The following is an 11,946-nucleotide window of genomic DNA, read 5'->3' on the forward strand; positions in this document are numbered from 1 at the left end:
CCGAAGGGCCCCACCGAGGCCCGTTGTCCGTGGTGACCGTTGGTCACTCGTCGTAGTGGCGGGCTTCGATGACGTTGCCGTCGGGATCGCGGAAGTAGAACGAGCGAGGGGCGGCGCCGCGGGCGCCGAAACTGTTGTGGGAGTACGGCGAGACAGCGACACCGCTGTCCTCCAGGCGCCCGCGCAGGGCTTCGAAGGCCTGTTTGTCCATGGCGAGGCAGACATGATTGACCGGCTGACCGGCCGTGGCCTCGGCGCCCGGGATGGCGTTCATGGACCCGGCCATGGTGAGCGGGACGAGGTCGAGCAGGGACCCGGCGGAGACGCGCACGGAGGGGAAGGACGCTTTGCCCTCCGCGTACTCGGCGGCTCGTACGCCCGTCAGGCCGACGGTCTTCTCGTAGAACTCCAGTGAGGCGAGGGGGTCGTTGACCCACAGTACGACGTGATCGAGATGTGTTTCTGTCATCCCCACAGGCTGCGGTGTGATCGCCACCGGGTGCAAGGGGCGCGCCGTGCGACGTTTGAGGGCCCGGCCGACGCGCCAGGAATGGGGGCATGCCTGACACCGCACTGCTGATGTCCGAAGAGGTACGGGAGGCGCTGGAGCGGCGCAGCCCCGTCGTGGCTCTCGAGTCGACGATCATCGCGCACGGTCTGCCTCGTCCACGCAATCTGCGGGTCGCGGAGGAGCTGGAGGAGGTGGTACGTACGGTCGGAGCCGTTCCCGCCACTATCGCCGTCCTCGACGGCAGAGCGCATATCGGCCTGGACAAAGCCCAGTTGGAGCGGGTCGCGAACGACGACTCGGTACGCAAGCTGGGTCATCGCGATCTCGCGCCGGCGCTGGCGGCGGGCGCGAGCGGGGCGACGACCGTGTCGGCGACGGCGTTCCTGGCCGCCCGGGCCGGTCTGCGGGTCTTCGCCACGGGCGGGCTCGGCGGCGTACACCGGGAGTGGACCGAGACGCAGGACGAGTCGGCGGACCTGGCGCTGCTGGCCAGGACGCGGATCACGGTGGTGTGCGCGGGGGTCAAGTCGATCCTCGACGTACCGGCGACCTTGCAGCGGCTGGAGACACTCGGAGTCGGGGTCCTCGGGTACGGCACGGGGCACTTTCCGGGGTTCTACCTGAGCAGCTCGGGAGAACCGGTCGACTGGACGGTGCGGACGCCTGGTGAGGTGGCGGCCGTGATGCGTGCCCAGGACGCGCTGGGCGGGCCGGAAGCGGCGCTGGTCGTCGCCAACCCCGTACCGGAGGCCGAGCAGCTCGATCCGGCGCTGCACGACCGGGTGCTGGCCGAAGCGCTGGAGGAGTGCGGGCGGCGCGGGATCGCGGGCCAAGGCGTCACGCCGTTCCTGCTGGACTACCTGGCCCGCCAGACGGACGGGGCTTCGCTGGAGGCCAACTTGGCTGCGGTGCGCGGCAACGTACGACTGGCGGCACGGATCTCGGCCGCGTGGGCGCAGGCATGAGCGAGGACACGAGAGGAGGGATGGGAGAGAGCGCAGGACGCGACGGAGGAGGCGCGAATGCGGGTGGGAACGGCGGCCCGGGCGGCGCGCTGCTGGTGGTCGGCGATGTGGTCACCGATGTCGTGGCCCGCCATCGCACGCCGCTGGCGCGGGCGACCGACACGGCGGCGGAGATCAGGACGCTGCCGGGCGGAGCCGGCGCCAACGTGGCCTGCTGGGCGGCGTACACGGGACTGGCGGACGTACGGCTTCTGGCGCGGGTCGGTACGGATGCGGGTGTCTGGCACGAGGAGCGGCTGCGGAGTGCGGGTGTGCGTCCGCAGGTGGTGCTCGACGAGGAGGCGGCGACCGCCACCGTGATCTCCCTGGTCGACGCCGCCGCCGAGCGCACGTTCCTCACCGACAGCGGCGCCGCCCTGCGCCTCTCCCCCGCCGACTGGTCCGCGTCCCTCCTGGACGGTGTCGCCCACCTCCATCTCTCCGGCTACCTCTTCTTCGCCGATACGAGCCGGGAGACGGCCCGACTGGCGCTGCGGGCTGCCCGGGAGCGGGCGGTGACGGTGAGCGTGGATCCGGCGTCGGCGGGGTTCATCACCGAGCTGGGGGTGGACCGTTTCCTGGAGGCCGTGTCGGGGGCGGATGTGCTGCTGCCCAATGAGGACGAGGCCCGGCTGCTCACCGGGCTGCCGGAGCCGGCTGACGCGGCGGCCAAGCTGAGCCGCCACTTTCCGCTCGTCGCCGCCACCCTGGGCGCGGGCGGAGCGCTGCTCGCCGCCGCCGGCAGCGTGCACGACCGCGTTCCGGCTGTTCCGGAGAAGCCGGTGGACACAACGGGTGCGGGCGACGCGTTCGCGGGTGCGTTCCTCGCGGCGCGCCTTGCCGGCGCGGACGATGCGCGGGCCGCGGCGGCGGGGTGCGGGGCGGGTGCGCGTGCGGTGACCGTGGTGGGCGGGCGGCCGCCGCCGCGGCGGTAACGGTGGGCAGGAAACGGGCCGGAACTTTCCCTTTCCCGCCGCTAGCTGTGGTGACCCGGCAGGCCCGTCCACGCCGGATGCCGTGGATCATCGGCCCGTACGAGCACATCGGCGGCCTCCCCCGGCTCCGCCTCCCGCTCGTAACGGGCGAGGGCAGGCAGCGTCCACTTCGCCCCCGCCTCCGTCCTGCGCTCCAACGCCCCTGCTGACAACCGCACATGCACGGTCAAGTCGAACGGGAACCAGTGCCGCAGGAGCATCGGGCCGTGCAGCAACAGCACACCGCCGGGCGGCAGGTGGACGTACGGACTGCGCGTCGCCCGGTCGGTGGCCGGATCCCACAGGTCGGGCAGCACGCGTCCGCTGCCGCCGGGCTCCAGTGGGCCGAAGACCTCGCGCCACAGGGCGCCGGTGTCGAACCAGCCGTCGTAGTAGGAGCCGGCGTCCTCCTTGCCGAACTCGTAGCGCAGCGAAGCGGGCCGCAGGAACCCCTCCGTACCGACGACCAGGACCGTTCGGCCACGTAGCCTCAGCTCTTCGGCGAGCCGCTCCGCGACCTCACCGGTACGGGCGGCAGGCGCGCCGTCGACAGCGACTTTGAGCCACGGCGACGACGGTTGCCCGTCGGCCTCCGCGCCGCCGAGATGGTCGGCGAGGGCGGCGGTGAGCCGTTCCCAGGTGATCGCTTCGAACCGCACAGTCACCTCATGAGGGCGAGCCGGACGAGCCGGGTTCCGATCGGCCGGCGAGCGCCGCACCGCGCTCCGCGATCAGGTCCTGGCAGGCGCGCAGCCCGGGCCTCGGCGTGACACCGGAGGAGCGGACGGCGAAGACGGCCTGGACCGACCGCCCCTCGACGACGAGTTCGTCGACTTTTTCGCGTACGGCGGCGGGCAGCGCGGCCCAGAGATCGGAAGTCATGAGACCGACCCTAGCCGCACCCCACTCACCGGCCCTCATAGTCACCGGCGCCGGTACGGGCATCGGCCGCGCCACGGCCCGGATGTCCGCCGCCGCAGGGGCCCCGCCCGCCGGTCGCGCACAGTGAGCGGCGGACCGCTCGGCGCGCTCGCGCGTGAGACCGCGGAGGCACAGCCCGCGACGAACCTCGTCGCCCCGCGTTGCTGGCCAGGGCCGCGCTCCTTACTCCCCCGCCTCTACTCCCCCGCCTCACAGCCGGGCGCTTCGGCGTCCACTGAGAGCGGGCTGCCGGCGGGCAGCATGTAGGTCACGTACAGCACGACCGGCTCGCTCCCGAGGTTGCGCCCTATGTGCCGGTGCTTGGCTCCGGACGGTTCGATGAAGGACTGGCCGGCGGTCGTCGTCTCGACAGAGCAGTCGTCGAGCGTCCGCGACAGCGTGCCCTTCTGTACGACGGCGATGAGCTGCCCGGGGTGGTGGTGCCAGCCGGTCGAGCCGCCTGGAGCGATGGTTATGGTGCGTACGACCACATCGGTGGCCCCTTTGGCCACCACCTTCATGGTCCCGGAGGACGTACCGGTGGCCAGCACCGTGCCGCTCACTCCACTGCCGGGCGTCGCGAGCGCGGCGGACGGCACCATCCCGAGCGCCGCCACACATCCGCCGAGGACCATGCCCTTGCGCCCCCACCTCTGCTCACCACTCCGCACGAGCGGCAGCCACCGCGGTGAACGCGATGACCGCAGTGACCGCAGCAACCCAAAGAACCTCATGGGTACCCTCCAACTTCCGGGCGTGGGGCCAGAATTCGACCGGTACCCCCGTCGCCTGAACCGCCGAAACGGCCTCACCGTATCCGAGACCCACCCCACGCCCCAGGGGTTGCGCACAACGGTTGCCCGAGAGATCCGCACCAGACCGCAAGCGCCTCCCGTACGCTGGCGCCCCTGATGCGGTGACCGGCCGCATCCGGCGCTTCCGGAGTGGATACGCCCCATGAACAGCCCAGCCGAATCCCCCTGCCCGACCTGCCGCGCCCCCGTCCACACGCAGTTCGCCTCCCCGGACCTGATCGAGCAGATCGTGTACGGCGGCCTGGACCCGGCGTCAGACCCGGCATGGGAGTCCTCGGGCGCGGCGACGGTGGAGGAGTACGCCCGGTGGTGCGGCCACCTCTGCGGCATGACATGCCTGCGCATGGCCCTCGGCCCTGACGCCCCCTCCCTCTTCGCGCTCCGCGACGGGGCGCTGAAGTACGGGGCGTACACCCAGGACGCACAGGGGACGATCCGCGGCCTGATCTACGCTCCCCTGGCGGCGTACGCCGAAGAGGCACTCACTCTGCCCACCACCGTCCACCGCCACCTGACCGCGCCCGAGATCCTCGGACTGCTGGACCGGGGCCGGACGGTCATGGCGTCGGTCCACTACGAGATTCGCAACCCGGACCGCGGGGCGCCCGGCAGGGGCGGCCACTTGGTCCTGATCACGGCTCGTACGCCCGACGGCAAGGGCGTCCACTTCCACAACCCGTCCGGCACGACCGCGGCCACCCGGGCGGCGAACCTCCCCCTCGCCACCTTCGAACGCTTCTTCGCGGGCCGCGGAGTCTCGTTCCGGAGCGCGGAAGCGGGCCCGGGGGCGTAGCCGGCCCCCGAGCCCTGTTCAATGCCGCCCATCTGGCACGCCGTCCAGTTAGGGAACCAGGTCAGTCATTATGTCGCCGCGTCATGCCTTTAGACCACCGCAGACCGAGCTCCGCGGGCCGGAATTGAACCGGCATCTCGACGTGCATGGGCCTGGGCCCGGTTGAACCGGCGATCGGCGGCGAATGCTGAGTCTGGAGCGAGAGTCTGAGATTGATCGCGGCCCGTGTCCGGGTATCCGGCACGTACCGCGGCAGTCACGACAAACTTCAGTTTCAGCTTGCGCTCCTCGCGCACCCCGAGCGCACGATGGCGCCCGGGGAGTCATTGAAATTACCCGACCGGTTACCCGAACAGGTAGCCGAAGACAGCGTCTCCGACGCGCTGGTCGACGACCTCGGCGCCGTTCGCCTCTTCCCGCGCGAACTTCACGGCCTGCTGGAGCTTTTCCACCCGCTCCAGCAGCTCGTTCACGCGGCGGGCCGTCAGCGCCCCGGAGAACTTCACGGTCGTCCAGTAACCGACCGGAATGTCCTCGTAGTACACGTCGACCTGCGCCGGGTGCTTGTCGGTCGCCTCCGCCTTCACGTGGTTGCGCGGCACCTTCTTCGTACGGAGTGTCCGTACCGGATCCGTCTTCCAGTCGTCGGTCGACGGGTCCAGCGTCCACGCCTCGGAGGCGTCCAGCACCGGCAGCTTCCGCACGAAGGCGTTGATGTCCGCCAACTGCTTTTCCAGGAAGAGCAGATAGGACACCGGCGCCTCGCTCACCAGCACCCGCCCGTCGACGGTCACATCGGCGCGGGCGGTGCAGTTGGCCCAGTCCTTCGTGGCGGTCACGTCGAACAGCCTGGTCAGCGTCTTCGCGGTCTCGCGCAGCACGTCCTCGGCCCTGACCTGGACCCGCGTGGACTCGGGCGGAAGCTGCTCGCCCTCCTCGTCCTTCGCCTGGTACGTACGCGAAATGCCCGCGAGCAGGGCAGGCTTCTGAAGGCTGTGCTGAGCTGCCGTCAGGTCCTGCTGCGCCTTGGACTTGACGCCTTTCTCGACTGCGATGATCTGATTGAGTTTCGCCACGTCCATGACGCTAGCAACATCAACTGTCCCGACTCGAACGATTATTCACAATGCCCGGGAGAACACACCGCCATGGGGACAGCCCTGATCGCCGTCATAGGCACCCTGCTCGGCTCGGTCGCCACTCATTTCTTCCAGCGCCAGACAGCGGAACGGACCGCCGCGCTCGCCCGCGCCGAACAACTCCGCCAGGAGCGGATCTCCGCGTACAGTGCCTTCGCCGCCGCACTCGTGGACTACCGCCGCGCGCAGAACGACCGCTGGTACCGCAAGGCGGAAGCGCCGGACAGTGCCGACGCCAAGACCTCGCGCCTCGACTCGTATCCGCTGCGCTCGGCCGCCCGACAGGCTCTGATCCGCGTGCAGCTCGTCTGCGCGGACAGGGAAGCCGTACGACTGGCCGAGGCTGCCCTGGAGTTCACGCACAGCATGCACGGCGCGGGGGACGAGCCGGAACGCGCCCGCCGCTCGGATCAGGCGAAGGAAGCCCTGTCGAAGTTCATCGAAGCGGCGGCTCCGAGCGTGCGCTGACGACTGCTGACCACTGCTGGCAGCTGGGTACGCTCCCCGCATGGACCTGGTGGCGATCGAACCAGAACCACGGAAGCGACGGCACTGCGCCGAGTGCCGACAGGGCCCTCTCCGCTTCCACCTCCTCGAGTTCAACGCGGTCATCTGCCTCGACTGCACGGACCTGGCTCACCTGGTCTACCTCCCGCGAGGCAACGCGGCCCTGACGCGCAGAGCCCGCGAGGCGAGCTCGCTCTGGGCGGTGGTCATCCGCCACAACCGACGCCGCAAGCGTTACGAACGCCAGGGCCTCCTCGTCGAGTCACCGGCCCTGGCCCGCGCCGAGGCGGCCTGTCTGGCCGACGCCGAAGCCCGGGCCCGCCGCCGCGAACGCGACGCGGCCCGCCGAGCGGCCGAGGACGTACGCTTCACCGCCGCCCTGACCGCCGAGATCCTCCGCCTCTTCCCGTCCTGCCCACTCCCCCGTGCCCAGGCCATCGCCACCCACACCTCACAACGCGGCAGCGGCAGGGTGGGCCGCAGCGCGGCGGGCCGCTCACTGGCCGAGGACGCGGTGACGGCGGCGGTCAGGGCCGCCGTACGCCACGAGGACACGGCGTACGACAACCTGCTGATGAGCGGTATCCCGAGGAACACGGCGCGGGCGCGGGTAACACCTGCGATAGATGCGGTCCTGACCACCTGGCAGGCGGAGCCATAGGCCGGGGGCCGGGGACGGCAGGCAGCGCGACCAGCATGGTCCGTCTCGTGAACACGCCCTCCGCCAGGAACTGAACTCGACTCGCGGGTGGCGTCGCCAGAGGGCGCAGTCGTAGATCCGGCCATGGATACAAGCACCCTTCTTCTCTCGTACTCGAGCGTGCCGCCGAGACCATCGCTGACGAAGAGGGGCCAGGTTCCGTCGCCCTCCGTTACGGGACCTCGCCGGCCGCAAACTGATCGGGTTCGAGAAGCGGACCGGCCCTTACACCGCTGCCGAACTACGCATGCACGCGACACGAGTCAGAAGCTGTCCAACGCCCTGGGCCTGCTGGTGCAGGAGGAATCCACTCAACCGGACCGATTGGCGACCGTCTGCACCGGTGCACTCATCACGGTCGGTGACCTGACGGCTGCTGGTGTATTGCGCCCTGCCAGCAGCCCGGAAGCCCCTGAAGCACGGCTCTGGCGGCAAAGGGAGACTCTTCGACCTGTCAGTACGCGTCCGCCGATAACCTTGTCGGCGGAGCAGATGACCACAGAGCAGCCGCAGGTCGAGGAGCCAAGTGAACGCGACACCGCTGAGTCCTGAGGATCCGACCGAACTCGGCGGGTTCCGGCTGACCGGGCGGATCGGCCACGGCGGGATGGGCCAGGTCTACCTGGGCGAGTCCCCAGCCGGTGAGGCCGCGGCGGTCAAGGTGATCAAGCCGTCAGTCGTGGACTCGGAGACCCGGCAGCGGTTCGCGCAGGAGATCGAGATCCTCAAGACTGTCTGGGGCCCGCGCATCGCCGCGTTCATGGACGCCGACACGGAGGCGGAGCGGCCTTGGCTCGCCACGGAGTACGTCGAAGGCCCTGACCTGCGACGCCAGGTCGACGCACACGGCACGCTGTCCAGCGAGCTCGCCGCCTCCCTGGGGGCGACACTCGCAGAGGCATTGTCCGGTGTGCACAAACAGGGCCTGCTGCACCGGGACCTCAAGCCGGCGAACATCCTGCTCGGCCCCAACGGCCCGAAGATCATCGACTTCGGGCTCGCGGTGTTCGCCGAGTCCAGTGCATCACTCACCGCCCCGAACGTGGTGGTCGGCACGCCGGCCTGCATGTCCCCGGAGCAGGCGAACGGCGTCAAGCCTCTCTCACCCGCAGTGGACGTCTACGCGCTGGGCGCGGTGATGATGTACGTCGCTACTGGCCACTACCCATACCCGGCCGCCAACGTCCACGCAGTATTCAACAAGATCACTGACCCACATACGCAGCCCGACCTCTCCGGCGTCCCGGAGGAGCTGCTCCCACTCCTGACCGCGATGTTGTCGCAGTCGGCCGCGGACCGCCCGACACTGGCCGGGGTGGTCCAGCAGTGCGTCGCGGTCATCAAGGGACACGGTCTCGCGGTGGCTCAGGCCCGGCGCCGTCTGACGAGCCTCATCGCCGTCGAAGACGCTGCGCACACGGCCCCCGACCTCGGGCCAGTGGCCACCACCGTGACCGTTGCGAAGGCCGCTGCTCCCGAAGCACCCACCGTCCCGCTACCGGCCCCGGCCGTGTACATCCCCACGGTCAAGGAGTACGCCCCCGCGCCCCCCGGACCGGCACCGTCCGTACGGGAGGTCGTGCCCAGGCCCGCCGTCCGCTCCGCCGCCGCGCGCAGGGTTGCGGGTCAGCTGCGCGAGGCGTACGCACAGGGCGCACCCTTCTAGCCCGCGCTCCCGGGACCGGCCCCTGACCTTCACCCCTTGACCGGGGACATGACCACCAAGACGATCCAATATTCAGCATTCACTAGGAGGTACCGCGGGTGACCGACCAGCAGTCGGCGCAGCAGTTCGCGCAGGAGTCCACATACCCGCCGGGTGCGCAGATCGTCGTGCGCGACGAGGAGTGGCTGGTCAAGAACGTCACCCGCACCACGCACGACGGGGACCGCATCGAGGCTGTCGGCATCTCTGAGTTCGTGCGCGACCAGGAGGTGGTTTTCTTCACCGCTCTGGACGACGTCGAGCTGATGGACCCCCGCAAGACGACGCTGATCGACGACGACTCCCCGAACTTCCGCCGCAGCCGCCTCTTCCTGGAAGCCGTCCTGCGCAAGACCCCGCTTCCGCAGTCCGAGCGGGGCCTGGCCCTGGCCGACAGCTTCCTGCTCGACGCCCTCCCCTACCAGCAGCGCCCGGCCCAGCTGGCCCTCTCCGGCAAGAATCTGCGCCCGCGCATGCTGATCGCCGATGTCGTCGGCCTCGGCAAGACCCTCGAAATAGGCCTCACCCTGGCCGAGTTGATCCGCCGCGGCCGCGGCGAGCGCATCCTCGTCGTCACCCCACAGCATGTGCTGGAGCAGTTCCAGCACGAGCTGTGGACGCGTTTCGCGATCCCGCTGATCCGGCTCGACTCGGCGGGCATCGAAAAGGTGCAGCGCGAGATCCCGGCGGGCCGCAACCCCTTCACGTACTTCAAGCGGGTCATCGTCTCCATCGACACCCTGAAGAACACTGACCAGTACAAGCACCACCTGGAGCGCATCGCCTGGGACGCGGTCGTCATCGACGAGTCCCACAACCTCATCAACCGCGGCTCGCTCCGCAACCAGCTGGCCCAGCTCCTCGCCCCGCGCACCGACGCCCTCATCCTGGCCAGCGCGACCCCGCACAACGGCAACGCCCGGTCCTTCGCCGAGCTCATCGCACTGCTCGACCCGGCCGCGATCCGCGACCCCGAGCGGTACGAGGCCAAGGACATCGAGCACCTCTTCATCCGCCGTACGAAGGTCAGCCCCGAGGTCCGCGACCAGATGAAGGGCCAGTGGGCGGACCGTGGCCCGTCCGAGTCGGTTCACTGTGCGGCAACCCCGGTCGAGGAGAAGGTCTTCGAGGAACTGGCACAGGTGTGGCTGCCGGTCGAGGGCAAGTCGGTGAGCGACGTGCCGCTCTTCCCGTACACGCTGCTGAAATCCTTCCTCTCCTCGCACGTCGCGCTCAAAGCGACCGTCGAAGCGCGCATCAAGACCCTGGAGAAGAAGGACGCGCCGACCGCCACGGCCCCCGAGCTCGCTGCCCTGCACCGCCTCAGGGAACTCACGGCGGACATGTCCGAATCCGACTCGGCCAAGTTCGCCGCGCTGGTACACCAGTTGAAGGCGATCGGGGTCGGCCCGCGAAGCGAGACGCGGGTCGTCGTCTTCTCGGAGCGGGTGCAGACCCTGGAATGGCTGCGGGCGGCGGTCCCGGTCGCGCTCGGCTTCAAGGGCAAGGCGCTCCAAGAGGCCGCGCGCGTCATGCACGGCGGCCTCTCCGACGAGCAGCAGATGCAGTGCGTCGAGGACTTCGGTCTCGCGGACGCTCCCGTACGCATGCTGTTCACGGGCGATGTGGCGTCCGAGGGCGTCAACCTGCACCGCCAGTGCCACCAGCTCGTCCATTACGACGTGCCGTGGTCGCTGATCCGTATCGAGCAGCGCAATGGCCGTATCGACCGTTACGGGCAGGCTCACCCACCGCAGTTCCGCGCCTTGATCCTCACGAGCGAGACCGAGGGTGCGAAGGACGACCGCACGGTCGCGGAGCGGCTGCTGGAGCGCGAGGACGAGGCCCACCGCAGCCTGGGCACAGCGGAAGCCGTATCGGGCCTGTACCGGGCCGAGGCCGAGGAGAAGTCCCTGATCCACGACCTGTTGAAGGGCCGTACGGTCGACGAGTCCTTGCAGCAGACGGCCGAGGAAGCGGGCGGTACGGACGACTTCCTGGCGGACTTCTTCGGCTCGGTCGGCGAAGAAGTAGCCGCCGAGTCGACGCCGGCGGCGGACGTACCGCGCCTGTTCACCGGCACGCGCGAGTTCATCGACGAGGCGGTACGGGAGGTCTACCCGGACGCGCAGGCGCAGCTGGACATGGACCGCGACACCGAGACGGGCCTCATCTCCTTCAAGCCCCCGTCCGACCTGGTCCACCGCATGAAGGCCCTGCCACCGGACTACCGGCGCGAACAACGGCTCGGCGAGCGGCTGCTGGTGACCCTCAACCGCAAGCTGGCCGACCTCTCGCTCGTACGGGCCCGGGAGTCCTCCACCTCCAGCTGGCCGGAGATCTCGCTGCTCACCGACCTCCACCCGGTGGTGGAGTGGCTGACCGACAAGGTGCTCGTACGGCTCGGCCGCCAGGAGGCCCCGGTCATCACCGCCGATGTCCCGGCCCCGACGTATCTCGTCCAGGGCATCTACTCGAACGCGGTCGGCCGCCCGACGGTGGTGAAGTGGATGGCCGTCACCGGCGACGTGGTGGCGGACGACATGGTCGGCGTACTGCGCCGGGCCGGCGTCGGTCCGACCATGGCCAACCCCATGCAGCGTCACGACCTGGAGTCCCTGCGGGCCGGCATCCCGGCCGCACTGGAGGCGGCGGAGGCGTTCCTGTCCCGGCACAGCGCCGAGTGGGACAAGGCCCTCGTCGAACCCATCGAGCAGTACAAGCAGCGCCTGGGCAAGTGGGAACAGCCGACGCTCACCGGCGAGCAGACGAAGGCGAAGCTCGCCGACCTCGCCGACTCCCTGCTGACCACCGGCCGCCCGATGCTCCGGGTCCTGGCCGTCCTCAATTCCGCCGCCGCCCGCGCCTAGGAGATTC

Annotated in this window: 12 protein-coding genes; 7 read left to right on the forward strand and 5 right to left on the reverse strand. The window is 69.9% G+C overall.

From position 1 onward, the window contains the following. Positions 1-43: 43 nt before the first annotated feature. The gene (locus J7E91_RS26345; protein ID WP_214908885.1) at positions 44-469 is read right to left on the reverse strand and encodes a VOC family protein; all 426 of its coding nucleotides are present in this window, start codon (positions 467-469) and stop codon (positions 44-46) included. Positions 470-558: 89 nt separating this feature from the next. Between J7E91_RS26345 and J7E91_RS26350 the strand changes: the two genes are divergently transcribed. Together J7E91_RS26350 and J7E91_RS26355 are read left to right on the forward strand one after the other, a co-directional pair. Continuing rightward, on the forward strand, positions 559-1,476 hold the full coding sequence (locus J7E91_RS26350; RefSeq protein ID WP_214908886.1) for a pseudouridine-5'-phosphate glycosidase: 918 nt from the start codon (positions 559-561) through the stop codon (positions 1,474-1,476). Positions 1,477-1,496: 20 nt separating this feature from the next. Then, positions 1,497-2,450 (forward strand): carbohydrate kinase family protein, encoded by a 954-nt coding sequence (locus J7E91_RS26355; protein WP_214908887.1) that lies wholly within the window; start codon positions 1,497-1,499, stop codon positions 2,448-2,450. Between the two features lie 41 nt (positions 2,451-2,491). Here the strand turns inward: J7E91_RS26355 and J7E91_RS26360 are convergent, their stop codons facing one another. From J7E91_RS26360 to J7E91_RS26370, 3 genes are all read right to left on the reverse strand, one after another. After that, the gene (locus tag J7E91_RS26360; protein ID WP_214908888.1) at positions 2,492-3,148 is read right to left on the reverse strand and encodes a uridine kinase; all 657 of its coding nucleotides are present in this window, start codon (positions 3,146-3,148) and stop codon (positions 2,492-2,494) included. A gap of 7 nt (positions 3,149-3,155) precedes the next feature. Next, positions 3,156-3,371: a hypothetical protein gene (locus J7E91_RS26365; RefSeq protein WP_214908889.1), complete on the reverse strand. Its 216-nt coding sequence runs from the start codon at positions 3,369-3,371 to the stop codon at positions 3,156-3,158. A gap of 236 nt (positions 3,372-3,607) precedes the next feature. Then, positions 3,608-4,045 (reverse strand): cupin domain-containing protein, encoded by a 438-nt coding sequence (locus J7E91_RS26370; RefSeq protein WP_214909037.1) that lies wholly within the window; start codon positions 4,043-4,045, stop codon positions 3,608-3,610. Between the two features lie 322 nt (positions 4,046-4,367). Here J7E91_RS26370 and J7E91_RS26375 point away from each other — a divergent pair, with 322 nt between their 5' ends. Beyond that, positions 4,368-5,018, forward strand: a complete 651-nt coding sequence (locus J7E91_RS26375) for a C39 family peptidase (protein ID WP_214908891.1) — start codon at positions 4,368-4,370, stop codon at positions 5,016-5,018. Positions 5,019-5,362: 344 nt separating this feature from the next. On the opposite strand, the gene J7E91_RS26380 is transcribed toward J7E91_RS26375, so the two are convergent. Continuing rightward, on the reverse strand, positions 5,363-6,094 hold the full coding sequence (locus J7E91_RS26380; protein WP_214908893.1) for a hypothetical protein: 732 nt from the start codon (positions 6,092-6,094) through the stop codon (positions 5,363-5,365). Between the two features lie 72 nt (positions 6,095-6,166). Between J7E91_RS26380 and J7E91_RS26385 the strand changes: the two genes are divergently transcribed. The 4 genes from J7E91_RS26385 to J7E91_RS26400 all read left to right on the forward strand — a co-directional run bounded on the left by J7E91_RS26385 (position 6,167) and on the right by J7E91_RS26400 (position 11,939). Next, the gene (locus tag J7E91_RS26385; RefSeq protein ID WP_214908895.1) at positions 6,167-6,625 is read left to right on the forward strand and encodes a hypothetical protein; all 459 of its coding nucleotides are present in this window, start codon (positions 6,167-6,169) and stop codon (positions 6,623-6,625) included. 40 nt (positions 6,626-6,665) lie between these two features. Beyond that, on the forward strand, positions 6,666-7,325 hold the full coding sequence (locus tag J7E91_RS26390) for a DUF2293 domain-containing protein (protein WP_214908897.1): 660 nt from the start codon (positions 6,666-6,668) through the stop codon (positions 7,323-7,325). 565 nt (positions 7,326-7,890) lie between these two features. Further along, positions 7,891-9,030, forward strand: coding sequence for a serine/threonine-protein kinase (locus J7E91_RS26395; RefSeq protein ID WP_214908898.1), 1,140 nt, complete (start codon positions 7,891-7,893; stop codon positions 9,028-9,030). Positions 9,031-9,128: 98 nt separating this feature from the next. After that, positions 9,129-11,939 carry a DEAD/DEAH box helicase gene (locus J7E91_RS26400; RefSeq protein WP_214908899.1) on the forward strand — a complete coding sequence of 937 codons (2,811 nt, stop codon included), beginning with the start codon at positions 9,129-9,131 and terminating at the stop codon, positions 11,937-11,939. Positions 11,940-11,946 lie beyond the last annotated feature (7 nt).

It is taken from the genome of Streptomyces sp. ISL-99 (assembly GCF_018614005.1).
Lineage (GTDB): Bacteria > Actinomycetota > Actinomycetes > Streptomycetales > Streptomycetaceae > Streptomyces > Streptomyces flavidovirens.

Coding starts and splice junctions, on each gene's coding strand:
- J7E91_RS26345 (WP_214908885.1), bottom strand. CDS start 469: ATGACAGAAACACATCTCGATCACGTCGTACTGTGGGTCAACGACCCC.
- J7E91_RS26350 (WP_214908886.1), top strand. CDS start 559: ATGCCTGACACCGCACTGCTGATGTCCGAAGAGGTACGGGAGGCGCTG.
- J7E91_RS26355 (WP_214908887.1), top strand. CDS start 1,497: ATGGGAGAGAGCGCAGGACGCGACGGAGGAGGCGCGAATGCGGGTGGG.
- J7E91_RS26365 (WP_214908889.1), bottom strand. CDS start 3,371: ATGACTTCCGATCTCTGGGCCGCGCTGCCCGCCGCCGTACGCGAAAAA.
- J7E91_RS26370 (WP_214909037.1), bottom strand. CDS start 4,045: ATGGTCCTCGGCGGATGTGTGGCGGCGCTCGGGATGGTGCCGTCCGCC.
- J7E91_RS26375 (WP_214908891.1), top strand. CDS start 4,368: ATGAACAGCCCAGCCGAATCCCCCTGCCCGACCTGCCGCGCCCCCGTC.
- J7E91_RS26385 (WP_214908895.1), top strand. CDS start 6,167: ATGGGGACAGCCCTGATCGCCGTCATAGGCACCCTGCTCGGCTCGGTC.
- J7E91_RS26390 (WP_214908897.1), top strand. CDS start 6,666: ATGGACCTGGTGGCGATCGAACCAGAACCACGGAAGCGACGGCACTGC.